Consider the following 15,924-nt stretch of genomic DNA (forward strand, 5'->3'; position numbering starts at 1 on the left):
CTTGCAAGGCTTTCAGGTGTCTGGTTGCCCAGAAACCCGCCTAACGACACGAATGGTACGGCAATCTTGCTGAACAGTCACGCTCGGCGGACCTCCGGCCGAGTGAGGGCACCCTGCCAATGGACACGTTGTGACTGCGTGCTCGCCGTGCTCGAATCACTCCATTCAGACTTCAGGGGGATATCGGATGTCAGTCAGGTCGTGGGCAGGGCAGTTCACGTGCATTGCTGTGCTGTTGCTGCTGGCCCCATGGACCCGTGCCGAGCCGCAAGGCGTTTCGCGACAGGCGCCGCCTCTGGTGACCGTGGGCTACGACGCGGCCTTCGATCTGTTCAACCTGCTCGACAACCTGCCTGACTGGCTGCCGGGCTATACCAGCGCGATCTACAAGCAGGATTGGGAGCGCCGCTTCGGGCTGGACGCGCAGGATCGTGCAGCGCTGGAGGAGTACGCCCGCTTCCGCCAGCGCACGTCCCCCATGGCCCGGGATGATGACAATGCACGGCCAGATGCGGAGCGCCTGTTTGCCGGCAGCGATACCCGCGTCGGCGACCCCTACACCGGCTACTTCCAGAATGCCGCGTCATTCACAGCTGCCGCCAGGGATGCAATCGCTGCGCAGGCGTCCGGTGACCGCGAGCTGTTGCGGCGCTACTACGCGCGTTTCGAGCCCCGTGCCCGCGAACTGCTGGCAGGGGCTGGACGCTTCACCCCGCAGCAGGAAGCTTTGACCCGGGAGCTGGCGGCTCCGGAGACGAACGCGTTCGTCGCACGCATGCGCACGTTCTACGGCGCCGAGGCTGCGCCCGTCTTCCAGGTGCGTTTTGTGTGGTGGCCGTACACCAACCGCACCCAGGCCAAGCTGCGCGGCGGTTCCATCGTGCTGTTCTCGCCGCCGGGCGTGGAGGACGACTGGGCGCCGATCGTGCTGCACGAGTATGCGCACTTCCTTTCGGCTGGCCAGCCTGCGGCCGGTCGTGAGGCATTGGCGGCAGCGTTCGCGCGGTTGTGCCCCGCGGCCTTGGCCCTGCCCAATCCGTTGAATGCATTGGAGGAGCCGTTGGCGATCTACTGGGGCCAGTACCGGTTTGAGCGGGAGGTGCGTGGAATGACGCTTTCGAGCCAGTCTTCGTGGTACGTCCAGCCCCATGCCGACCGCGCGGCGAAGGCGATCGCGGCCGCGTTTCCGGCGGATCAGCCCGCGCCCGTACTGAGTGAAGGCCCGCTGGCACAGGCTGCGGCGTCGGTCTGCGAATGAAGCCGTGGGATTGCCGCATGCCCGTCATAGCGGATTGCTAACTTCATTGGCACGATTTTGCGACACACTGGCGGCCAACATCCGAGCCAGGAACGACACGGAGACCCCGGGTGACTGACACCATCCAACAACGCAGCCTGCGACAGCTGATCGGGCCGGTAGGCGCCGACTACCGCCGACGCGCGCTGCCGCCCGGCTGGGTCTGGGCGGTGCTGGCCGCGATCGTCACTGCGGCCTGCCTGACCGCGCTGCCGGCGACGGCGGCGGTGTTCCTGGTGGCCAGCGCGGTGGTGGTGTACTGGCCGCGGCGCGACCAGGCCCTGGTGCCGGGCTGGCGCATGCTGGCCCTGGCCGTGCTGGCGGTGATGGTGTGGGGCCCGGACGTCATCGCGCTGTGGTTCGAGCACGGGGCGGCCGTTGCCCTGCTGACCCTGGCGTCGTTGAGCATCCTGACCCATGTCCGCCGCAGCTGGGCGCTGTCGCAGCAGCTGCAGCACCAGGCCGATGCGCTGGATGACCAGCAGCTGCTGGCCCTGTTGCCTGACGATGCGGCCCAGCTGGCAAAGCAGTGGCGGGCCGGCGACGACCGGCATGCGCCGGAGCTGGCGGTGGTGATGCACCTGGCGGTGATGCATGCCGCGCTGGCGCCGCGGATGCGCGGGCAGGGCATGCTGGCGGGCTGATCGCCCGGCTTTCTGTAGAGCCGAGCCATGCTCGGCTGCTTCAAACGCCAAGCCGAGCATGGCTCGGGTCTACAAAAAAGCGCGGTCGAGCATGGCTCGACTCTACATACCGCTGTTACGCGTCGCGATTTCCGCGACGCATCACGCGCTGCTTCTCGATCGCCCAGTCACGGTCCTTGGCGGCATCGCGCTTGTCGTGGGTCTGCTTGCCCTTGGCCAGCGCCACTTCCAGCTTGATCTTGTTCTTGCTCCAGTACATGGCGGTGGGCACGATCGTGTAGCCATCGCGCTCGACCTTGCCGACCAGCTTGTCGATCTCGTTCCGGTGCAGCAGCAGCTTGCGCTCGCGCCGGTCGTTGGCCACCACGTGGGTGGAGGCTTGGATCAACGGGGTGATCTGCGCGCCGATCAGGAAGATCTCGCCCTGCTTCACGTAGGCGTAGGCGTCGATGATGTTGCCGCGCCCGGCGCGGATCGACTTCACCTCCCAGCCCTGCAGGGCCAGACCTGCCTCGAAGCGTTCCTCGATGTGATACTCGTGGCGGGCACGCTTGTTCAACGCGATGGTTTTGTTGGCCGTCGCGTTCTTTGCTTTATCCTTGCTGCTGTTCTTGCTCATTTCCGTATTGTCTCCGATTCGGGCCCGCCCGGTCGATTGCCGAAACGCGCCCTCTTTATGCCTACTATCCGCCGCAGCGCCCTGGTCGAACACTCGGCCGCGCGCATGTTCGACCTGGTCAACGACGTCCAGGCCTATCCGCGCCGCTTCCGCTGGTGCTCCGATGCCCGCGTCCTGGAACAGGGCGAGGACCGCCTGGTCGCCCGCCTGGATCTGGGCCTGGGTTCGTTCAGCACCTGGTTCCAGACCGAAAATACCCTGCAGCGCCCACACAGCATCGATATGCAGCTGCGCGACGGCCCGTTCAAGCAGCTGCACGGCCGCTGGGAATTCCATGCCCTGGCCGAGGATGCCTGCAAGGTCACCCTGACCCTGGAGTTCGAGCCGAAATCCCGCCTGCTCGCGCCGGCGCTGGCAATCGGTTTCCAGGGCCTGGCCGACCGCATGGTCGACGACTTCGTCCGCGTTGCCGACGAGGGCTGAGCGATGATCGAGGTCGAGGTGGTGCTGGCCTGGCCGCAGCAGGTGCTGTCACGCCGGCTGCAGCTGCCGGAAGGCGCGACCGTGGCCGAGGCCATTGCCACCGCCGCCCTGGAGGGTAGTGGCGACTGTCCGGCCGCCGCCGTGCATGGCGTGCTGGCACGCCCGCAGCAGGCGCTCCTGGATGGCGATCGGGTGGAGCTGCTGCGGCCTCTGCAGGCCGATCCCAAGGAAAACCGCCGGCGTCGCGCGCGCGGCGATTGATTCCAGGGTCCTGCCCCGAAGGGCGGGCAGAAGGGCTCAGCGGCTCTTCTTCTTGTCCTTGGCCAGGTTGCGGCCGAACTGGCGGACCGTCTGCTGGGCCAGCGCCTTGTCGTTGGCCGGGAAGTAGTCGCCTTCCCAACGGGTCACGGCGTCGTTCTCGAAGTACACGGTGAAGTTCTTCACTTCGGTACGGCCGAGACGGTCGATCCGCTGGCTGGCGGTGTAGTCCCAACGCTGGGCGTGGAACGGGTCCGGCACGGACGGGGTGCCCAGCAGGGCGTTCACCTGCTGCTTGCTCTGCCCGACCTGCAGCTTGGACACGGCATCTTCCCGGATCAGGTTGCCCTGATAGATGGGTTGCTTGTAGATGATGCCGCACCCGGTGGTGGACAGGGCGACGGCGGCGACCAACAGAAGATTGCGCATCGGTACTGGCGGTTGGGGAAATCAAACCGATGATACACTCCCGGCGTGCCACCGCGACCCAATCCGAGGCAGCTGGCGCTAAATCGCCAATGAACGGAGACCTATGGAAACCCACGACCTGCGTAAAGTCGGCCTGAAGGTGACCCATCCGCGGATGCGGATCCTGGCGCTGCTCGAGCAGCGCAATGCCCAGCACCACATGACCGCCGAAGACATCTACCGCCAGCTGCTGGAGCACGGCGATGAAATCGGCCTGGCCACGGTGTACCGGGTGCTGACCCAGTTCGAGGCCGCCGGTCTGGTGCTGAAGCACAACTTCGAAGGCGGCCAGGCCGTCTACGAGCTGGACCGCGGCGGCCACCACGACCATATGGTCGACGTGGACAGCGGCAAGATCATCGAGTTCGAAAGCCACGAAATCGAGGAGCTGCAGCGCAAGATCGCCGCAGACCACGGCTACGAGCTGGAAGAGCACTCGCTGGTGCTGTACGTGCGCAAGAAGCGCAAGTAAGGCGCCGCAGCCAGTTGCGGATACACGAAGACCCCGGGCCTGCCCGGGGTTTTTCGTTGCTGGGGTCAGATCCCTTTTCTGGCGGAAAAGGGCTGTGGCCCCTGATCTCCAAGCAGCAACCCCAGGTCCACCGCCTCGGCCATGGCCTGGTTGCCGGCATCGCCGGGGTGCAGGTGGTCACTGGAATCAAAGTCAGCGGCCATCCGCGACGGTTCCGCCGGGTCGCGCAGGGCCGCATCCAGGTCGACCACCGCATCGAAGGGACTGTCCGTGCGCAGCCAGTCGTTCAGCTGGCGGCGCAGTGCGTCCTTGTCTGCGTCGTAGTAGTCCTCCAGCGGCGTGCCGGGCAGGGCGCCGGCGAACGGCGGCAGGGTCGCGCCGAGGATGCGCAGGCCGTGGCGGCGGGCCTGCTGGGCCAGCGCCCGATAGCCGGCCTGCAGCTGGCCCAGCGTCGGGCGGGGCTCGTCTCGGGCGAAGGCCGTGCCCGGCCAGCTGATGTCGTTGATGCCGATCAGCACGATCACGCTGGCCACGCCGGGCTGGTCGATCACGTCGCGTTGGAAGCGGCCGAGGGCGGCTGCGCCCATGCCATCGCGCAGCAGGCGGCCGCCGGAAATGCCGGCATTGACCAGGGCCACGCCACGCGGGGCCAGACGGGCGGCCAGATGGTCGGTCCAGCGCTGGTCCTGGTCCAGGGTGGCGGTGGCGCCATCGGTGATCGAGTCGCCGATGACCACGACGCTGCGCGCGCTGGCCGGCGCCTCGACGTCGATCCCTGCCAGTAACGCGCGCGCCGTGGTCGGGCGGGCGTCGTGCAGCGTGCTCGCCGGGCTCTGGTTTCCGGGCGCGATCCAGCTGGTCTGCCGGCCGTCCCAGTGGAAGGTCTGCACCGGGGTCGGCCCGGCCAGGTAGGTGCTGACCTGCACCTGCTGCAGGTTGCGGGTCGGCAGTGCGAGCGGATCGCTCAGGCGCTGCTCGCCCGGCGCGATGCGCACGCCCGGCTGACCATCGAAACGCAGGGCCAGCGGCGGCGAACAGGCCTCTACCGCCACGCTGGCCGCATCGATCTGCAGCGGCTGCGTGCCGTGGGCGTTGCTCAGCCGCACCCGCAGGCGCGGCCCGCCCAGGCTGAGCCGCGCGGTTTGGCGGAAGGTCTGGTTGTCCAGCTGCGCGGGCAGCAGTGTCGGGAACAGGAAGTCCGGCCCCCACACCGGTTGCGGGCTGGCCTGCCAGCTGGCGACCCAGTGGCTGGGGCTGGGAGGTTCAGCGCCGGCGGTGCCGGACAGGGCGATCAGGGCGGTGGCGGCAAGAGGGCGAAGGCGGTTCATCGGGCAATCGCGGCAGGAGGGAGCGTCATGGTGATTCCGGATCCATCTGTGAACTAGACTGCGGATGGATAATCATCTGTGAACTGAGTTCACTGACATGGCACGACCCGACATCAACCGATCCGGCGAACTGGAAGTGTTCGTGCGGGTGATCGAGACCGGCGGCTTCTCCGCTGCCGCGCGCTCGCTGGACATGACGCCCTCGGCGGTCAGCAAGCTGGTGGCGCGATTGGAGCAGCGGCTGGGCACGCGCCTGCTGCAGCGTTCCACCCGTCAGCTGCAGCTGACCCCGGAAGGCTGCGCGTTCTACGAGCGCGGCCTGCGCGTGCTGGCCGACCTGGAGGAGGCCGAGCGCTGCGCCAGCGCCCACGCCGAGCCACGCGGGCGGCTGCGGGTCAATTCCAATGTGCCGTTCGGCCAGCACTTCCTGCTGCCGCTGCTGCCCGCGTTCCTGCAGCAGAACCCGCAGGTGGGCGTGGACCTGACCCTGAACGACGAGGTGATCGACCTGCTGGAGCAGCGCACCGACGTGGCCGTGCGTGCGGGACCGCTGAAGAGCTCCAGCCTGGTGGCGCGGCGGCTGGGCTCGACCCGGATGATGATCGTCGCGGCGCCGGCCTATGCGCAGCGCCATGGCCTGCCGCAGACCGCCGAGGGGCTGCAGGCGCACAACCGGCTGGATATAGGCCATGCGCGGGCGATGCAGGGCTGGCCGCTGCTGCAGGACGGACGCGAGCGGAGGGTGCTGCCCAGCGGCAATGCCCGTGCCAGCAATGGCGATGCGTTGCGCCAGCTGGTGCTGGGTGGGCTGGGTATGGCGCGGCTGGCGGCGTTCCAGGTGCAGGCTGACATTGCCGCGGGGCGCCTGCTGCCGGTGCTGGAGGAGGCCAACCCGGGCGACCTGGAAGAGGTGCACGCGGTGTTCCTGGGGCAGGGCGGTTACCTGCCGCTGCGCGTGCGGGCGTTCCTCGACTTCCTGGTGGAGCACGTGGATCTGGCGCGGCCGCTGGTGTAACCCCGCGCGCGGAAGCGCGCGAACCGAGCGTGGTCTCGGCTCTACATATCGGTTTCGTCCGGGCGCACGTCGTAGAGCCGAGCCCATGCTCGGCTCAATGCGGTCAGTCCAGCGAGCTGGACGCGACCAGCAGCTTGCGGGCGGCGGCGCGTGCTTCCTTGCTCACTTCCACGCCACCCAGCATGCGTGCCAGTTCTTCCTCGCGCGCCTTGGTGTCCAGCTTCTCCACCGCGCTCTGGGTCATGCCTTCCACCGGGGCCTTGCTGACCCGGTAATGGGCATGGCCCTTGGAGGCGACCTGCGGCAGGTGGGTGACACACAGCACCTGGCGCTTCTCGCCCAGAGCACGCAGCTTCTGGCCGACGATGTCGGCCACCGCGCCGCCGATGCCCGAGTCGACTTCGTCGAACACCATGGTCGGCACCGCATCCAGGTCCAGCGCGGCCACTTCGATGGCCAGCGAGATACGTGACAGTTCACCGCCTGAGGCGACCTTGCGCAGCGCCCGCGGCGGCTGGCCGGCGTTGGCCGCCACCAGGAACTCGACGCGCTCGGCGCCCTGCGGGTCCGGCTTGCCGCTGTCCTGCGCTTCCAGCTCGATCAGGAACTGGCCGCCGCCCATGCCCAGCTCGGCGATGATGCCGGTGGTGGTGGCCGACAGCTCGGCAGCAGCCTTGCGGCGGCAGGCGGTGAGCACCTCGGCCTGCACGCGCCAGGCGGCCGCGGCCTTCGCGATCTCGCCGGCCAGGCGCTGCAGGCGCTCGTCGGCGCCGCGCAGCTGCTCCACTTCGGCATGCATGCGTTCGCGCTGCGCGCCCAGCTCGTCCATCGGCACGCGGTGCTTGCGCGCCAGGTCGTGCAGGCGGCCGAGGCGGCGCTCGTTCTCCTCAAACTGCTCCGGGTCGGCATCCAGGTCGTCGTGCACGCGGTCCAGCAGCGACAGGGCTTCGTGCAGCTGGATCGAGGCGTTCTCGATCAGGCCGTCCACTTCGCCCAGGCGCGGGTCGTGCTCGATCAGGCGCGACAGGTCGTGGCGCACCTGCTGCAGCAGATCCATCGCGGAGCTGCCGTCGTCGCCGTTGAGCTGGTTGCTGGCCGCCTGGCAGGCGCTCAGCAGGGCGCTGGCATGGGCCTGGCGGCGGTGGCTGGCGCCCAGCGCGACAATCGACTCGGGCTCCAGGTCCTCGCGGTCCAGCTCGCGCAGCTGGTGTTCAAGGAAGCCGATGCGGTCGGAAACGTCGCCCTGTTGCGACAGGGCCAGCGACTCGTCGACCAGGGTCTGCCAGGCCGCAGCGGCGCGGCGCACCTGGCGGCGCACGTCCTCGTTGCGGGCATAGGCATCCAGCAGGGCCAGCTGCGACGGGCGCGTCAGCAGGGCCTGCTGCTCGTGCTGGCCATGGATTTCCACCAGCCGCCCCGCCAGATCGGCCAGCTGCGCCAGGGTCACCGGGCGGCCGTTGATCCACGAGCGCGAGCCGCCATCGGCGCGGATCACCCGGCGCAGCTGGCACTGGTCCTCGTCGTCCAGCTCGTTGTCGGCCAGCCACTGGCGCGCGGCCTGCAGCTGGTCCAGGGCGAACTCGGCCGACAGCTCGGCACGGGCGGCGCCGTGGCGGACCACGCCGCTGTCGGCGCGCAGGCCGGACAGGAAGCCGAGCGCGTCGACCATCAGCGACTTGCCGGCACCGGTTTCGCCGGAAACGACGGTCATGCCCGGCCCGAACTCCAGCTCGGTGGCGCGGACGACAGCAAAATCCTTGATCGAAAGATGTCTGAGCATGGGTACAGGGGTGTCTGAGCCGCGCAACGCTAGCACGCGCGGCGGGGTGGTCCAATGACTTGCCAAGGCGACGCACCGCCATTATCTAGTGTCCGTGTCTCACAGGTTGATTCCATGCACGGTTCCGCTGACCAGCTTGCCCCGCGTGCGCGCCATCTGCTGCGCACGCTGATCGCGCGTTACATCCAGGACGGTGAGCCGGTCGGCTCGCAGACACTGGCGCGCGTGGCGGGCCTGGAGGTCAGCCCGGCCACCATCCGCAACATCCTGGGCGACCTGGAGGACCTGGGCCTGCTGGCCTCGCCGCATACCTCGGCCGGGCGCATCCCGACCGCGCATGGCTACCGGGTGTTCGTCGACAGCCTGCTGCAGATGCAGCCGCCGGGCGAGGGCGAACTGGCCCGCTTGCGCCATGAGCTGGCCGGTGGCGGCAGCACCCAGGCCCTGCTCGGCAGTGCCTCGGAGCTGCTGTCGGCGATGAGCCACTTCGTCGGCGTGGTCAGCGCGCCGCGGCGCGAGCAGTTCGCCTTCCGACAGATCGATTTCGTGGCGCTGGACGGGCGCCGGGTGCTGGCGATCCTGGTGTTTGCCGACAACGAGGTGCAGAACCGGGTCATCGAGACCCGGCAGGCCTTCGAGCCGGGCCAGCTGGAACAGGTGGCCAACTACCTCAATGCGCATTTCGCCGGCCTGCCGCTGGCCGAGATCCGGACCCGCCTGCTGCTGGAGCTGCGCGACGCCCGGTCCGAGCTGGAGCAGCTGCTGGCGCACAGCATCGAACTGGCCGAGCAGGCCCTGCAGCCGCCGGCCGACGACATGCTGGTGGCCGGGCAGACCCGGTTGATGGGGGTGCAGGACCTGTCCGACCTGGAGCGCCTGCGCGAGCTGTTCGAGCTTTTCTCCAGCAAGCGCGAGATCCTGCAGCTGCTGGAGCGGACCATCCAGGCCCCGGGTGTGCGCATCTTCATCGGTGAAGAGACCGGGATGATGCCGCTGCAGGGGATCTCGCTGGTCACCGCGCCCTATACCGCCAACGGCCAGGTGCTGGGTGTGCTGGGGGTGATCGGGCCCAAACGGATGGCCTACGACCGGGTGATTCCGCTGGTCCAGGCCACCGCGGACGTGCTCGGGGCGGCCTTTTCGCCCCCGGGACGCGGTCCGGGGCCGGCAGACGCTTGAAACGCAGCATCCCGCCCACACTAGGGTGGGTGGAGGCGGAGAGTGACCGCCAGGGACCCAGACATGAACCAAGAACATCCAGATATCGAATCCCAGCAGAGCGCCGCCGATGCGGCCGCTGCTGCAGACACCCATGACGAACTGGAGCGCCTGCGCGCCGAGGTCGAGCAGGTCAAGGCCGATGCGCTGCGTGAGCGCGCCGACCTGGAGAACCAGCGCAAGCGCGTTGCCCGCGACATCGAGCAGGCCCGCAAGTTCGCCAACGAGAAGCTGCTGGGCGAGCTGCTGCCGGTGTTTGACAGCCTGGATGCCGGCCTGAAGGCCGCCGGCGACGATGCCAACCCGCTGCGCGAGGGGCTGGAAATGACCTACAAGCAGCTGCTGAAGGTCGCCGCCGACAACGGCCTGGTCCTGCTGGACCCGACCGGCCAGGCGTTCAACCCGGAACACCACCAGGCCATCAGCCAGGTGCCGGCCCCCGGCGCCGCCCCCGGCAGCGTGGTGACCGTGTTCCAGAAGGGCTACCTGCTCAACGAGCGCCTGCTGCGGCCGGCGCTGGTGGTCGTGGCCGCCGATTGACGCGTCGGGCCGGCAACGGCCCTTCGCCGTCAGGTAGCGCCTGGCCAGACCCGGCGCACTTTGAACGGTTGAACACAGCGTTCGGGTGATGGCTTGAATGTTCCACGAGCCTCCCCCACATCCCATTCATCCACCGGCCGACCGGCCGGACTGACACCAACAAGCATTCTTCAGGAGTCTCCCCCATGGGCAAGATCATTGGTATCGACCTCGGCACCACCAACTCGTGCGTGGCGATCATGGACGGCGGCAAGGCCCGCGTCATCGAGAATTCGGAAGGCGATCGCACCACCCCGTCGATCGTCGCCTACACCAAGGACGGCGAAGTCCTGGTCGGCGCCTCGGCCAAGCGCCAGGCCGTGACCAACCCCAAGAACACCTTCTACGCGGTGAAGCGCCTGATCGGCCGCAAGTTCACCGACGCCGAAGTGCAGAAGGACATCGCCCACGTCCCGTACAGCATCCTGGCCCATGACAATGGCGACGCCTGGGTGTCGACCAGCGATGCCAAGAAGATGGCGCCGCAGGAAATCTCGGCCAAGGTGCTGGAGAAGATGAAGAAGACCGCCGAGGACTTCCTCGGTGAGAAGGTCACCGAAGCGGTCATCACCGTGCCGGCCTACTTCAACGACAGCCAGCGCCAGGCGACCAAGGACGCCGGCCGCATCGCCGGCCTGGACGTCAAGCGCATCATCAACGAGCCGACCGCGGCCGCGCTGGCCTATGGCCTGGACAAGGGCGACAACAAGGATCGCAAGATCGTGGTGTACGACCTGGGCGGCGGCACCTTCGACGTCTCGGTGATCGAGATCGCCAACGTCGACGGCGAGAAGCAGTTCGAAGTGCTGGCCACCAACGGCGACACCTTCCTGGGTGGCGAAGATTTCGACAACCGCGTCATCGAGTACCTGGTTGAAGAGTTCAACAAGGACCAGGGCATCGACCTGCGCAAGGATCCGCTGGCCCTGCAGCGCCTGAAGGACGCCGCCGAGCGCGCCAAGATCGAGCTGTCCAGCGCCCAGCAGACCGAAGTGAACCTGCCGTACGTCACCGCTGACGCCTCGGGTCCGAAGCACCTGAACATCAAGCTGACCCGCGCCAAGCTGGAATCGCTGGTCGACGAGCTGATCCGCAAGTCGATCGAGCCGTGCCGCGTCGCCCTGAACGATGCCGGCCTGCGTTCGAGCGACATCAGCGAAGTGATCCTGGTCGGTGGCCAGACCCGCATGCCGAAGGTGCAGCAGGCGGTGACCGAGTTCTTCGGCAAGGAACCGCGCAAGGACGTCAACCCGGACGAAGCCGTGGCACTGGGTGCGGCGATCCAGGGCGGCGTGCTGGGCGGCGACGTCAAGGACGTGCTGCTGCTGGACGTGACCCCGCTGTCGCTGGGCATCGAGACCATGGGTGGCGTGTTCACCAAGATCATCGAGAAGAACACCACCATCCCGACCAAGGCCTCGCAGGTGTTCTCCACCGCCGAGGACAACCAGTCGGCCGTGACCGTGCACGTGCTGCAGGGTGAGCGCGAACAGGCCCGCTTCAACAAGTCGCTGGCCAAGTTCGACCTGTCCGGCATCGAGCCGGCGCCGCGCGGCCTGCCGCAGGTGGAAGTGTCCTTCGACATCGACGCCAACGGCATCCTGCACGTGTCGGCCAAGGACAAGAAGACCAACAAGGAACAGAAGGTCGAGATCAAGGCCGGTTCGGGTCTGTCCGAGGAAGAGATCGCACGCATGGTCGCCGACGCGGAAGCCAACCGCGAAGAGGACAAGAAGTTCCAGGAACTGGTGCAGGCCCGCAACCAGGCCGATGCCCTGATCCACGGCACCCGCAGCGCCATCACCGAGCACGGCAGCAAGGTCGGCGGCGATGTCATCGGCAAGGTCGAGGCGGCACTGGCCGACCTGGAAACCGCGATGAAGGGCGACGACAAGGCACAGATCGAAGCCAAGTCGAAGGTGCTGGAAGAAGCCGGCCAGGCGCTGTTCGCCGCCGCTTCGGCCGACCAGGGCGGTGCCCCGGGTGCCGACGCCGGCAACGCAGGCAAGGCGCAGGATGACGTGGTGGACGCCGAGTTCACCGAAGTCAAGGACGACAAGAAGTCCTGATCCGGACCGACACGGGACGCTGGCTGCCAGCGTCCCGTTGTCGTACCAGGGTCCTGACCGCCCACCGGCGTGTCGGGGCGCCCGACGCAAGAGCGGACCTTGTTCCGCTCTTCCGCTTTGACGAATCCCGACTTTCCGGAATGCGATCCACGATATGAGCAAGCGCGATTACTACGAAGTGCTGGGTGTTGCCCGCACCGCCACCGACGAAGAGCTGAAGAAGGCCTACCGTCGCTGCGCGATGAAGTTCCACCCGGACCGCAACCCGGGTGATGCGGCGGCCGAAGCCTCCTTCAAGGAGTGCAAGGAAGCCTACGAAACGCTGTCCGACGACAACAAGCGCCGCATGTACGATGCCCACGGCCACGCCGCGTTCGAGCACGGCATGGGCGGTGGCGGCGGTCCGGGCGGCCCGGACATGAACGATATCTTCGGCGATATCTTCGGCAACATTTTTGGTGGCGGCGGTGGCGGTCAGCGCCAGGCCCGTCGCGGTGCCGACATCGGCTACGTGATGGAACTGGATCTGGAAGAGGCCGTGCGCGGCGTCGAGCGCCGGATCGAGATCCCGACCCTGGCCGAGTGCGGCGACTGCGATGGCAGTGGCTCCGAAGACGGCAAGGTCGAGACCTGCAACGTCTGCCATGGCCGCGGCCAGGTGCGCATCCAGCGCGGCATCTTCGCGATGCAGCAGGCCTGCCACAACTGCAACGGCCGTGGCCAGATCATCGCCAAGCCCTGCAAGACCTGCCACGGCAACGGCCGCATCGAGGAAGACAAGGTGCTGTCGGTGAAGGTGCCGGCCGGCGTTGATACCGGCGACCGCATCCGCCTGCAGGGCGAAGGCGAGGCCGGCCCGGCCGGTACGCCGCCGGGCGACCTGTACGTGGAAGTGCGCGTGCGCGAGCACCACATCTTCCAGCGCGACGGCGACGACCTGCACTGCGAAGTGCCGATCCGCATCTCGCAGGCCGCACTTGGCGACACCGTGCGCGTGGCCACCCTCGGCGGCGAAGCGGAAATCCGCATTCCGGCCGAGACCCAGACCGGCAAGCTGTTCCGCCTGCGCGGCAAGGGCGTGCGTTCGGTGCGCAGCCGCAGCGAAGGCGACCTCTACTGCCGCGTGGTGGTGGAAACCCCGGTCAATCTCACTGCGGACCAGCGCAGGCTGCTGGAGCAGTTCGAAGCGACCTTCAACGGCGAGGAGGCGCGCAAGCACTCGCCGAAGTCGGCCACGTTCATCGATGGCGTGAAGGGCTTCTGGGACCGCATGACGTCCTGAGTTCTTGAACGGAAACGTACAACGGTAGCGCCGGGCCATGCCCGGCGTTTCTGTTTGCGCGCATCGCACGCACTCCGCCGGGCATGGCCCGGCGCTACCAGGGGTGCTGTTCTCTGGTAGATGCACGCCATGCGTGGATGCGGCGTGCCGAATCAGCGGAAGAATGCCGCTGGCGTCTGCCCCAGCTGCCGCTTGAACATGCTGGTGAACGCGCTGGGACTGTCATAGCCCATTGCCAGCGCCACATCGATCACCTTTTCGCCCACGGCCAGGCGTTCCATCGCGGCCAGCAGCCGGGCCTGTTGCCGCCACTGGCCGAAGGTCATGCCCAGTTCGCTGGCGAAATGGCGCTGGATGGTTTTGACGTCCACCGCCAGAGCTTCGGCCCAGTCCTGCAGCGTGGCCTCGTCGCCAGGATGCTTCTGGATGTGCTGGCAGATGCGCTGCAGGCGCGGATCGACCGGCGTCGGCAGGTGCAGGGGCAACACGTCCATGCGGTGCAGTTCATCCAGCAGCAGGCGCACCACGCGGCCATCGCGGCTGTCGTCCTCGTGCTCGCCCTCGATGAGGGTCGCTGCATGCAGCAGTTCGCGCAGCAGCGGCGCCACCTGCACCGCGAATGCCTCGGTGGCGAGCTGCGGGGCAAATGCCGGGTCGATGTACAGGCTGCGCATGTGCACGTCGGCGATGCAGTCCACGGCGTGGGCCATGCCGGCCGGCATCCAGATGGCGCGGGTGGACGGCACCACCCAGCGGCCGACTTCCGAACGCACCACCATCAGCCCGGACATCGCATAGACCAGCTGGTGGCGGCGATGGCGATGCGGCGACACCCGGGTGCCGGCCGAGTAATCCTTGACCCGGCACGTGACCGGGCGGTGGCCGGGCACTTCATTCCAGGGCGCGGATTCCCGGATCGAGCAGGAAGTGTCCTTTTTGCGATATGGCATGACCAGAACGCGGCGGAAGGGAGGGGGAGGGCACCGTAGCATGCAGGGCTCGCCCCCAACCTGACTGCGCACCATGTCCAGCCTGGCTACACCCGCCCCCACCGTCCGCAGCTCGACCCGCGGCGTGCTGGCGGCGATTTCCACCTCCCACATGGTCAACGACATGATGCAGTCGCTGATCCTGGCCATCTATCCGGTGATCAAGGGAGGCTTCAACCTCAGCTTCACCCAGATCGGCCTGATCACGCTGACTTACCAGCTGACCGCCTCGATCTTCCAGCCGCTGGTCGGCCTGGTCACTGACCGCAAGCCGGCACCGTACTCGCTGCCGATCGGCATGGCCTCGACCCTGTGCGGCATGCTGCTGCTCGGCTTCGCGCCGAACTACGCGATGGTGCTGCTGGCCGCGGCGATGGTCGGTATCGGTTCGGCCATCTTCCACCCGGAAGCCTCGCGCATCGCGCGGCTGGCGTCCGGCGGCCGCCACGGTCTGGCCCAGTCGGTGTTCCAGGTCGGCGGCAACTTCGGCACTGCCCTGGGCCCGCTGATCGCCGCCGCGGTGATCGTGCCGTACGGCCAGCACGCCGCCTCCTGGTTTGCCGGCGCCGCGCTGATCGGCATCGCCCTGCTGACCTATGTCAGCCGTTGGTATGCGCTGCACCTGGGCGCCCCGCGCCCGGTCGGGCAGGCCACGGTCGCACCGCGTCATCCGACCCGCACCGTGGCCCGGGTGATGGCGGTCCTGCTGGTGCTGATCTTCAGCAAGTACTTCTACATGGCCAGCATCGGCAGCTACTTTACCTTCTACCTGATCCACCACTTCGGCATTCCGGTGGCGCAGGCGCAGCTGCACCTGTTCGCGTTCCTGGTGGCGTCGGCGGCCGGCGGTTTCCTCGGCGGCCCGCTGGGCGACCGCATCGGCCGCAAACCGATCATCTGGACCTCGATCCTGGGCGTGGCCCCGTTCGCGCTGGCGCTGCCGCATGCGGATCTGTTCTGGACGACGGTGCTGGCGGTGCTGATCGGCTTCGTGCTGTCGTCGGCGTTCTCGGCCATCGTGGTGTATGCGCAGGAGATGATGCCGCACCGCATCGGCACGGTGTCGGGGCTCTTCTTCGGCTTCGCGTTCGGCATGGGCGGGCTGGGTGCGGCGGTGCTGGGTCTGCTGGCTGACAAGACGAGCATCGAGTACGTGTACCAGCTGACCGCGTTCCTGCCGCTGCTGGGCATCATCGCAGCGTGGCTGCCGCCGTCGCGTCCTCGTGCTCATTGAGGAGTTTGGGTTTGCAGGGCTTGCAGCCCTGCACCTGCTGCGAGCCACGTCAACGTCAAATGTCTGCATTCCGTGGGTTGGCGGGGTGGGTCCGGTTGAGGGGGACGCCGTGAACCCCCAGTCCGGCCCAGCCGCTGGCGGCTGGGCGTTCGGGCGCTTGCGAAGCGATGCTTCGCAAGCAAAGCACCC

The 15,924-nt window shown here is 67.7% G+C and carries 16 protein-coding genes; 11 read left to right on the forward strand and 5 right to left on the reverse strand.

Annotation, left to right across the window (positions count from 1 at the left end; all coding sequences use genetic code 11):
* Positions 1-229 precede the first annotated feature (229 nt).
* A complete protein-coding gene (locus NQ204_RS13450) occupies positions 230-1,258 on the forward strand; it encodes a hypothetical protein (protein WP_256644127.1) in 1,029 nt (342 codons plus the stop codon).
* A gap of 110 nt (positions 1,259-1,368) precedes the next feature.
* Entirely contained in the window at positions 1,369-1,941 is a 573-nt protein-coding gene (locus NQ204_RS13455; RefSeq protein ID WP_079221547.1) for a hypothetical protein, read from the forward strand.
* A 115-nt stretch (positions 1,942-2,056) separates the two neighbouring features.
* Here NQ204_RS13455 and smpB read toward each other — a convergent pair whose 3' ends face one another.
* The gene (gene smpB / locus NQ204_RS13460; RefSeq protein ID WP_164074967.1) at positions 2,057-2,560 is read right to left on the reverse strand and encodes an SsrA-binding protein SmpB; all 504 of its coding nucleotides are present in this window, start codon (positions 2,558-2,560) and stop codon (positions 2,057-2,059) included.
* Positions 2,561-2,617: 57 nt separating this feature from the next.
* Here smpB and NQ204_RS13465 point away from each other — a divergent pair, with 57 nt between their 5' ends.
* On the forward strand, positions 2,618-3,043 hold the full coding sequence (locus tag NQ204_RS13465) for a type II toxin-antitoxin system RatA family toxin (RefSeq protein ID WP_256644128.1): 426 nt from the start codon (positions 2,618-2,620) through the stop codon (positions 3,041-3,043).
* Between the two features lie 3 nt (positions 3,044-3,046).
* Positions 3,047-3,304: an RnfH family protein gene (locus NQ204_RS13470; RefSeq protein WP_116863925.1), complete on the forward strand. Its 258-nt coding sequence runs from the start codon at positions 3,047-3,049 to the stop codon at positions 3,302-3,304.
* Between the two features lie 36 nt (positions 3,305-3,340).
* On the opposite strand, the gene NQ204_RS13475 is transcribed toward NQ204_RS13470, so the two are convergent.
* A complete protein-coding gene (locus NQ204_RS13475) occupies positions 3,341-3,730 on the reverse strand; it encodes an outer membrane protein assembly factor BamE (protein WP_116863924.1) in 390 nt (129 codons plus the stop codon).
* Positions 3,731-3,833: 103 nt separating this feature from the next.
* On the opposite strand from NQ204_RS13475, the gene fur reads away from it, so the two are divergent.
* Positions 3,834-4,241 carry a ferric iron uptake transcriptional regulator gene (gene fur, locus NQ204_RS13480; RefSeq protein ID WP_005409235.1) on the forward strand — a complete coding sequence of 136 codons (408 nt, stop codon included), beginning with the start codon at positions 3,834-3,836 and terminating at the stop codon, positions 4,239-4,241.
* Positions 4,242-4,306: 65 nt separating this feature from the next.
* Here fur and NQ204_RS13485 read toward each other — a convergent pair whose 3' ends face one another.
* The gene (locus tag NQ204_RS13485; RefSeq protein WP_256644129.1) at positions 4,307-5,569 is read right to left on the reverse strand and encodes an SGNH/GDSL hydrolase family protein; all 1,263 of its coding nucleotides are present in this window, start codon (positions 5,567-5,569) and stop codon (positions 4,307-4,309) included.
* 97 nt (positions 5,570-5,666) lie between these two features.
* Between NQ204_RS13485 and NQ204_RS13490 the strand changes: the two genes are divergently transcribed.
* Positions 5,667-6,584 carry a LysR family transcriptional regulator gene (locus NQ204_RS13490; protein ID WP_256644130.1) on the forward strand — a complete coding sequence of 306 codons (918 nt, stop codon included), beginning with the start codon at positions 5,667-5,669 and terminating at the stop codon, positions 6,582-6,584.
* Between the two features lie 103 nt (positions 6,585-6,687).
* Here the strand turns inward: NQ204_RS13490 and recN are convergent, their stop codons facing one another.
* Complete coding sequence (gene recN / locus NQ204_RS13495) at positions 6,688-8,364, reverse strand: DNA repair protein RecN (RefSeq protein WP_116863921.1); 1,677 nt, start codon at positions 8,362-8,364, stop codon at positions 6,688-6,690.
* A gap of 114 nt (positions 8,365-8,478) precedes the next feature.
* Here recN and hrcA point away from each other — a divergent pair, with 114 nt between their 5' ends.
* The 4 genes from hrcA (at position 8,479) to dnaJ (ending at position 13,512) form a co-directional block, all read left to right on the forward strand.
* A complete protein-coding gene (gene hrcA, locus NQ204_RS13500; RefSeq protein ID WP_256644131.1) occupies positions 8,479-9,543 on the forward strand; it encodes a heat-inducible transcriptional repressor HrcA in 1,065 nt (354 codons plus the stop codon).
* Positions 9,544-9,606: 63 nt separating this feature from the next.
* The gene (gene grpE / locus NQ204_RS13505) at positions 9,607-10,122 is read left to right on the forward strand and encodes a nucleotide exchange factor GrpE (protein ID WP_116863919.1); all 516 of its coding nucleotides are present in this window, start codon (positions 9,607-9,609) and stop codon (positions 10,120-10,122) included.
* Between the two features lie 185 nt (positions 10,123-10,307).
* On the forward strand, positions 10,308-12,230 hold the full coding sequence (dnaK, locus tag NQ204_RS13510; RefSeq protein ID WP_108768569.1) for a molecular chaperone DnaK: 1,923 nt from the start codon (positions 10,308-10,310) through the stop codon (positions 12,228-12,230).
* A gap of 154 nt (positions 12,231-12,384) precedes the next feature.
* Positions 12,385-13,512 carry a molecular chaperone DnaJ gene (gene dnaJ, locus NQ204_RS13515; protein ID WP_116863917.1) on the forward strand — a complete coding sequence of 376 codons (1,128 nt, stop codon included), beginning with the start codon at positions 12,385-12,387 and terminating at the stop codon, positions 13,510-13,512.
* 152 nt (positions 13,513-13,664) lie between these two features.
* Here dnaJ and NQ204_RS13520 read toward each other — a convergent pair whose 3' ends face one another.
* Complete coding sequence (locus tag NQ204_RS13520) at positions 13,665-14,462, reverse strand: AraC family transcriptional regulator (protein ID WP_116865441.1); 798 nt, start codon at positions 14,460-14,462, stop codon at positions 13,665-13,667.
* Positions 14,463-14,535: 73 nt separating this feature from the next.
* Here NQ204_RS13520 and NQ204_RS13525 point away from each other — a divergent pair, with 73 nt between their 5' ends.
* Positions 14,536-15,735: an MFS transporter gene (locus tag NQ204_RS13525; RefSeq protein WP_116865442.1), complete on the forward strand. Its 1,200-nt coding sequence runs from the start codon at positions 14,536-14,538 to the stop codon at positions 15,733-15,735.
* Positions 15,736-15,924 lie beyond the last annotated feature (189 nt).

Origin of the sequence: Stenotrophomonas testudinis, assembly GCF_024499815.1 — a bacterium.
Lineage (GTDB): Bacteria > Pseudomonadota > Gammaproteobacteria > Xanthomonadales > Xanthomonadaceae > Stenotrophomonas.

Excerpts from the sequence above, each read along its gene's own strand:
- smpB (WP_164074967.1), bottom strand. The coding sequence starts at position 2,560 with ATGAGCAAGAACAGCAGCAAGGATAAAGCAAAGAACGCGACGGCCAAC.
- NQ204_RS13465 (WP_256644128.1), top strand. The coding sequence starts at position 2,618 with ATGCCTACTATCCGCCGCAGCGCCCTGGTCGAACACTCGGCCGCGCGC.
- NQ204_RS13470 (WP_116863925.1), top strand. The coding sequence starts at position 3,047 with ATGATCGAGGTCGAGGTGGTGCTGGCCTGGCCGCAGCAGGTGCTGTCA.
- NQ204_RS13475 (WP_116863924.1), bottom strand. The coding sequence starts at position 3,730 with ATGCGCAATCTTCTGTTGGTCGCCGCCGTCGCCCTGTCCACCACCGGG.
- fur (WP_005409235.1), top strand. The coding sequence starts at position 3,834 with ATGGAAACCCACGACCTGCGTAAAGTCGGCCTGAAGGTGACCCATCCG.
- NQ204_RS13485 (WP_256644129.1), bottom strand. The coding sequence starts at position 5,569 with ATGAACCGCCTTCGCCCTCTTGCCGCCACCGCCCTGATCGCCCTGTCC.
- NQ204_RS13490 (WP_256644130.1), top strand. The coding sequence starts at position 5,667 with ATGGCACGACCCGACATCAACCGATCCGGCGAACTGGAAGTGTTCGTG.
- recN (WP_116863921.1), bottom strand. The coding sequence starts at position 8,364 with ATGCTCAGACATCTTTCGATCAAGGATTTTGCTGTCGTCCGCGCCACC.
- hrcA (WP_256644131.1), top strand. The coding sequence starts at position 8,479 with ATGCACGGTTCCGCTGACCAGCTTGCCCCGCGTGCGCGCCATCTGCTG.
- grpE (WP_116863919.1), top strand. The coding sequence starts at position 9,607 with ATGAACCAAGAACATCCAGATATCGAATCCCAGCAGAGCGCCGCCGAT.
- dnaK (WP_108768569.1), top strand. The coding sequence starts at position 10,308 with ATGGGCAAGATCATTGGTATCGACCTCGGCACCACCAACTCGTGCGTG.
- dnaJ (WP_116863917.1), top strand. The coding sequence starts at position 12,385 with ATGAGCAAGCGCGATTACTACGAAGTGCTGGGTGTTGCCCGCACCGCC.
- NQ204_RS13520 (WP_116865441.1), bottom strand. The coding sequence starts at position 14,462 with ATGCCATATCGCAAAAAGGACACTTCCTGCTCGATCCGGGAATCCGCG.
- NQ204_RS13525 (WP_116865442.1), top strand. The coding sequence starts at position 14,536 with ATGTCCAGCCTGGCTACACCCGCCCCCACCGTCCGCAGCTCGACCCGC.